This window comes from Streptomyces sp., assembly GCF_031178505.1.
Taxonomy (GTDB): domain Bacteria; phylum Actinomycetota; class Actinomycetes; order Streptomycetales; family Streptomycetaceae; genus Streptomyces; species Streptomyces gulbargensis.
In genome coordinates this window covers 1-4,012 of record NZ_JAPSIW010000654.1, presented here as the reverse complement: position 1 = coordinate 4,012, position 4,012 = coordinate 1, and the positions used below count along the sequence as shown (strand labels likewise).

Annotated in this window: 4 protein-coding genes; 2 read left to right on the top strand and 2 right to left on the bottom strand. The window is 73.6% G+C overall.

Features of this window, described 5'->3' with window-relative positions; translation table 11 throughout:
* Positions 1-173: 173 nt before the first annotated feature.
* On the bottom strand, positions 174-1,340 hold the full coding sequence (gene rhaI, locus RIF68_RS29880; protein ID WP_309054403.1) for an L-rhamnose isomerase: 1,167 nt from the start codon (positions 1,338-1,340) through the stop codon (positions 174-176).
* A gap of 236 nt (positions 1,341-1,576) precedes the next feature.
* On the opposite strand from rhaI, the gene RIF68_RS29875 reads away from it, so the two are divergent.
* Complete coding sequence (locus tag RIF68_RS29875; protein ID WP_309054404.1) at positions 1,577-1,888, top strand: L-rhamnose mutarotase; 312 nt, start codon at positions 1,577-1,579, stop codon at positions 1,886-1,888.
* 119 nt (positions 1,889-2,007) lie between these two features.
* Positions 2,008-3,039, top strand: coding sequence for a LacI family DNA-binding transcriptional regulator (locus RIF68_RS29870; RefSeq protein ID WP_309054402.1), 1,032 nt, complete (start codon positions 2,008-2,010; stop codon positions 3,037-3,039).
* A 14-nt stretch (positions 3,040-3,053) separates the two neighbouring features.
* On the opposite strand, the gene xylA is transcribed toward RIF68_RS29870, so the two are convergent.
* A partial coding sequence (xylA, locus tag RIF68_RS29865) for a xylose isomerase (RefSeq protein ID WP_309054401.1) occupies positions 3,054-4,012 on the bottom strand: 959 nt, incomplete at its 5' end.

Sequence of the window (4,012 nt, the reverse complement as noted above, 5' to 3'; positions counted from 1 at the left end):
GGTGCCCTTGGCGGAGGCGTTGCCGCCCGCGTAGTTGGTGGTGCGGGGGTCGGCGCCGAGCCGGTGGGCGCGGGCGAGGAGCGCGGCGACTTCGGAGGGAGTGGCGGAGGTCATGGGCGTTCGTCCGTCCTTCGGAGGGAGGCGGGGGAGGGGGAGCGGGAGGCGGCGCGTGTTCAGGCGCCCCATCCGGCCTGCTCGCCGCCGGCGCGCGCGGCGGCCATCCGCTCCTGCCGCCCGGAGCGCAGGTAGGCGGCGACCGGGTCCGGGTCGAGCCCCCGCTCCTCGCGCACCTCGCGCAGCAGGGGCCGGACGTCGGTGGCGAAGGCGTCCATGAGGACGGCGTGGGCGGCGAGCACGTCCCCGGACCGCTGGGCGCCGGCGAGCGCCTCCCGGTCGACGAGCAGGGCCTTGGCGGTGGCCTCCTGGACGTTCATCACCGAGCGGATCACCGCCGGGACCTTCGCCTCCACGTTGTGGCACTGGTCGAGCATGAACGCGACCCCGGCGGCGGCGTCCAGACCTCCGCCCCGCACGACCTCGTACATGATCCGGAACAGCTGGAAGGGGTCGGCGGCGCCGGCCATCAGGTCGTCGTCGGCGTAGAAGCGGGAGTTGAAGTCGAAGCCGCCGAGCTTCCCGGCCCGCAGCAGCACGGCGACGATGAACTCGATGTTGGTGCCGGGCGCGTGGTGTCCGGTGTCCACGACCACCCGCGCCCGCGGGCCGAGCGCGAGGCAGTGGGCGTAGGCGGTGCCCCAGTCCGGCACGTCGGTGGTGTAGAAGGCCGGCTCGAAGAACTTGTACTCCAGGAGCAGCCGCTGTCCTTCGCCGAGCCGCGCGTACACCTCGGCGAGGCACTCCGCGAGCCGCTCCTGCCGGGCCGCGACGTCGTCCTGGCCCGGGTAGTTGGTGCCGTCGGCGAACCACAGCTTCAGGTCGGCCGATCCGGTCGCGTCCATGATGTCGACGCAGTCCAGGAGGTGGTCCACGGCCCTGCGCCGTACGGCGGGGTCGGCGTGGCAGACGCTGCCGAGGCGGTAGGCGTCGTCCTGGAAGGTGTTGGCGTTGATCGCGCCCGGTTCCAGGCCGCGCTCCTTCGCGTACGCGGCGAGGGCGGCGTAGTCGTCGACGCGGTCCCACGGAATGTGCAGGGAGACCCGGGGCGTGACGCCGGTGAAGGCGTGGACCGCGGCGGCGTCGTCCAGCTTCTCGTACGGGTTCCTCGGCACCCCCGGCTGGGCGAAGACCTTGAACCGGGTGCCGGAGTTCCCGTAGCCCCAGGACGGCGTCTCGATCCGCTGGGCGGCGAGCGCGGCCTTCACCGCGGCGATGTCGGTCATGTCCACCTCGGGCGGCTCGGTCGAATGAATCGATTCAGTCAGCACCGGGAAGCTAGCGGCGCGCAGTGAACGGCGTCAAGGCTCTTGACCGCGCCAACAGGCCCGCCCTAGCGTCCCGTTACGCGGTGATGAAACATTTCAGTAAGGGAGGTCCGATGCGGACGCGGCAAGCGCCGGACCCCGCCCCGTCGGGCGGGCCCGCGGCGCGGGAGGCGGCGGCGAGCGGGAGGCGGCGGGTGTGCTTCCTGCTGAAGGTGCGGGCCGACCGCGCCGAGGAGTACCGGGAGCGCCACCGCCACGTGTGGCCCGCCATGCTCGACGCGCTCTCCGCCGCCGGCTGGCACAACTACTCGCTCTTCCTGCGCGAGGACGGCCTGCTCGTCGGCTACCTGGAGACCCCCGACTTCGAACGGGCCCGCGCCGCCATGGCGGCGACCGGCGTGAACGCCCGCTGGCAGGCCGAGATGGCGGGCTTCTTCGAGGAGATCGACGGCCGGGCGCCCGACGCCGCCATGCGCCCGCTCACCGAGGTCTTCCACCTCGACTGACGCCGCCGGCGGCGCCGTCCGGCCGTACGCCCCCCGTCCGTACGGCCGCATAGGATGCGCGGGGCGGGGCCCCGTACGGACGGCGGGGCGCGACGGGCAGGACGGACCAGGTGGGACGGATGACGGGCACCGCGCGGACGGTCGGCATCAAGGATGTGGCACGCGAGGCGGGCGTCTCCGTCGGCACCGTCTCCAACGTGATCAACCAGCCCGACCGGGTCTCGCCCGCCACCCGCCGGCACGTCCAGGACGTCATCGCGCGCCTCGGCTACGTACGCAGCGAGTCCGCCCGCCAGCTCCGGGCCGGCCGCAGCCGCATCATGGCCCTGCTCGTGCTCGACATGGGCAACCCCTTCTTCGTCGACATCGCCCGGGGCGCCGAGCGCACGGCGCGGGCGGCCGGCCTCGGCGTGATGGTCTGCAACAGCGACCAGGACCCCGCCGGCGAGGCCGACTACCTCGCCCTCTTCGCCGAGCAGCGCGTCCGGGGCGTCCTCGTCACCCCCGCCGACCCGACCGGCGCCAACCTGCGCGCCTTCCGCCGCCACGGCATCCCGTACGTCCTCGTCGACCGGGTGGCGGGCGACGGCACCGGGTGCTCGGTCTCGGTGGACGACGTGACCGGCGGCTCCCTGGCCGTCCGCCACCTGGCCGCCGCCGGACACCGCTCCTTCGCCTACGTCAGCGGCCCCGCCCACCTCCAGCAGGTCCGCGACCGGCGCGAGGGCGCCCTCCTCGCGCTCGCCGAGGCCGGCCTGCCCGCCACCGTCCTCCAGGAACTCCCGGCGGAACGCCTCGACGTGGCCTGCGGCCGCGACGCGGGCGCCCGCCTCCTCGGCCTGCCCGAACGTCCGACCGCCGTCTTCTGCGCCAACGACCTGCTGGCCCTCGGCGTCCTCCAGTCGCTGTACGCGGCCGGGGTGCGGGTCCCCGAGGACATGGCGATCGTCGGCTACGACGACATCGAGTTCGCGGCGGCGGCGACGGTACCGCTGACCTCCGTACGGCAGCCGGCCCTCACCCTCGGCGCCCGGGCCGCCGCACTCCTCCTCGCCGAGACCGGGGAACACGCGGACGACCACCGGCACGAACACGTCGTGCTCCAGCCGGAACTGGTCGTCCGCCGCTCCACCCTCGCCTCCGCCCGCTGACCCGGAAGGGGGCCTCAGCCGACGCCGAGCAGGTGCTCCAGGGCCAGCTGGTCGAGGCGCTCGAAGGCCATGGAACGCGCGGCCGCCGCGTCCGCGTCGAAGCTCTCGTACGCGGTCGGGTCCGCGAGCAGCGCGGCCAGACCGTCGGCGGCGGTGGGCACGGCCAGCTCCGGCAGCCGGGACGCGGCCAGGGCCGCCACGACCCGCGGGTCGGCGCGGAAGGCGGCGGCGCGCTCCTTGAGGAGCAGGTAGTTCCGCATGCAGTTCTTCGCGGACTCCCACACCCCGTCGGTCCCGTCGGTGCGCACCGGCTTGAAGTCGAAGTGGCGGGGGCCGGTGTAGCCGGCGTCCTCCAGGAGGTCGACGAGCCAGAAGGCCTGACGCAGATCACCGGCGCCGAAGCGGAAGTCCTGGTCGTACTTGATGCCCGACTGGCCGTTCAGGTCGATGTGGAACAGCTTGCCCGCCCACAGCGCCTGCGCGATGCCGTGCGGGAAGTTCAGCCCGGCCATCTGCTCGTGCCCGGTCTCCGGGTTGACCCCGACGAGCTCCGGCCGCTCCAGCCGCTCGATGAAGGCCAGCGCGTGCCCGACGGTGGGCAGCAGGATGTCACCGCGCGGCTCGTTCGGCTTGGGCTCGATCGCGAACCGCAGGTCGTACCCCTGCTCGGTGACGTACTGGCCGAGCAGGTCGAACGCCTCCTTCATCCGGTCCAGCGCCACCCGCACGTCCTTGGCCGCGCCCGACTCCGCGCCCTCGCGGCCGCCCCACGCCACGTACACGGTCGCGCCGAGCTCCACGGCCAGGTCGATGTTCCGGATCGTCTTGCGCAGCGCGAAGCGGCGCACGTCCCGGTCGTTCGCGGTGAAGGCGCCGTCCTTGAAGACGGGATGCGTGAAGAGGTTGGTGGTGGCCATGGGGACCTTGAGGCCCGTGCGGTCCAAGGCGGCCCGGAAGCGCTTGACGGCCTGGG

Coding starts and splice junctions, on each gene's coding strand:
- rhaI (WP_309054403.1), bottom strand. CDS start 1,340: ATGACCGACATCGCCGCGGTGAAGGCCGCGCTCGCCGCCCAGCGGATC.
- RIF68_RS29870 (WP_309054402.1), top strand. CDS start 2,008: ATGACGGGCACCGCGCGGACGGTCGGCATCAAGGATGTGGCACGCGAG.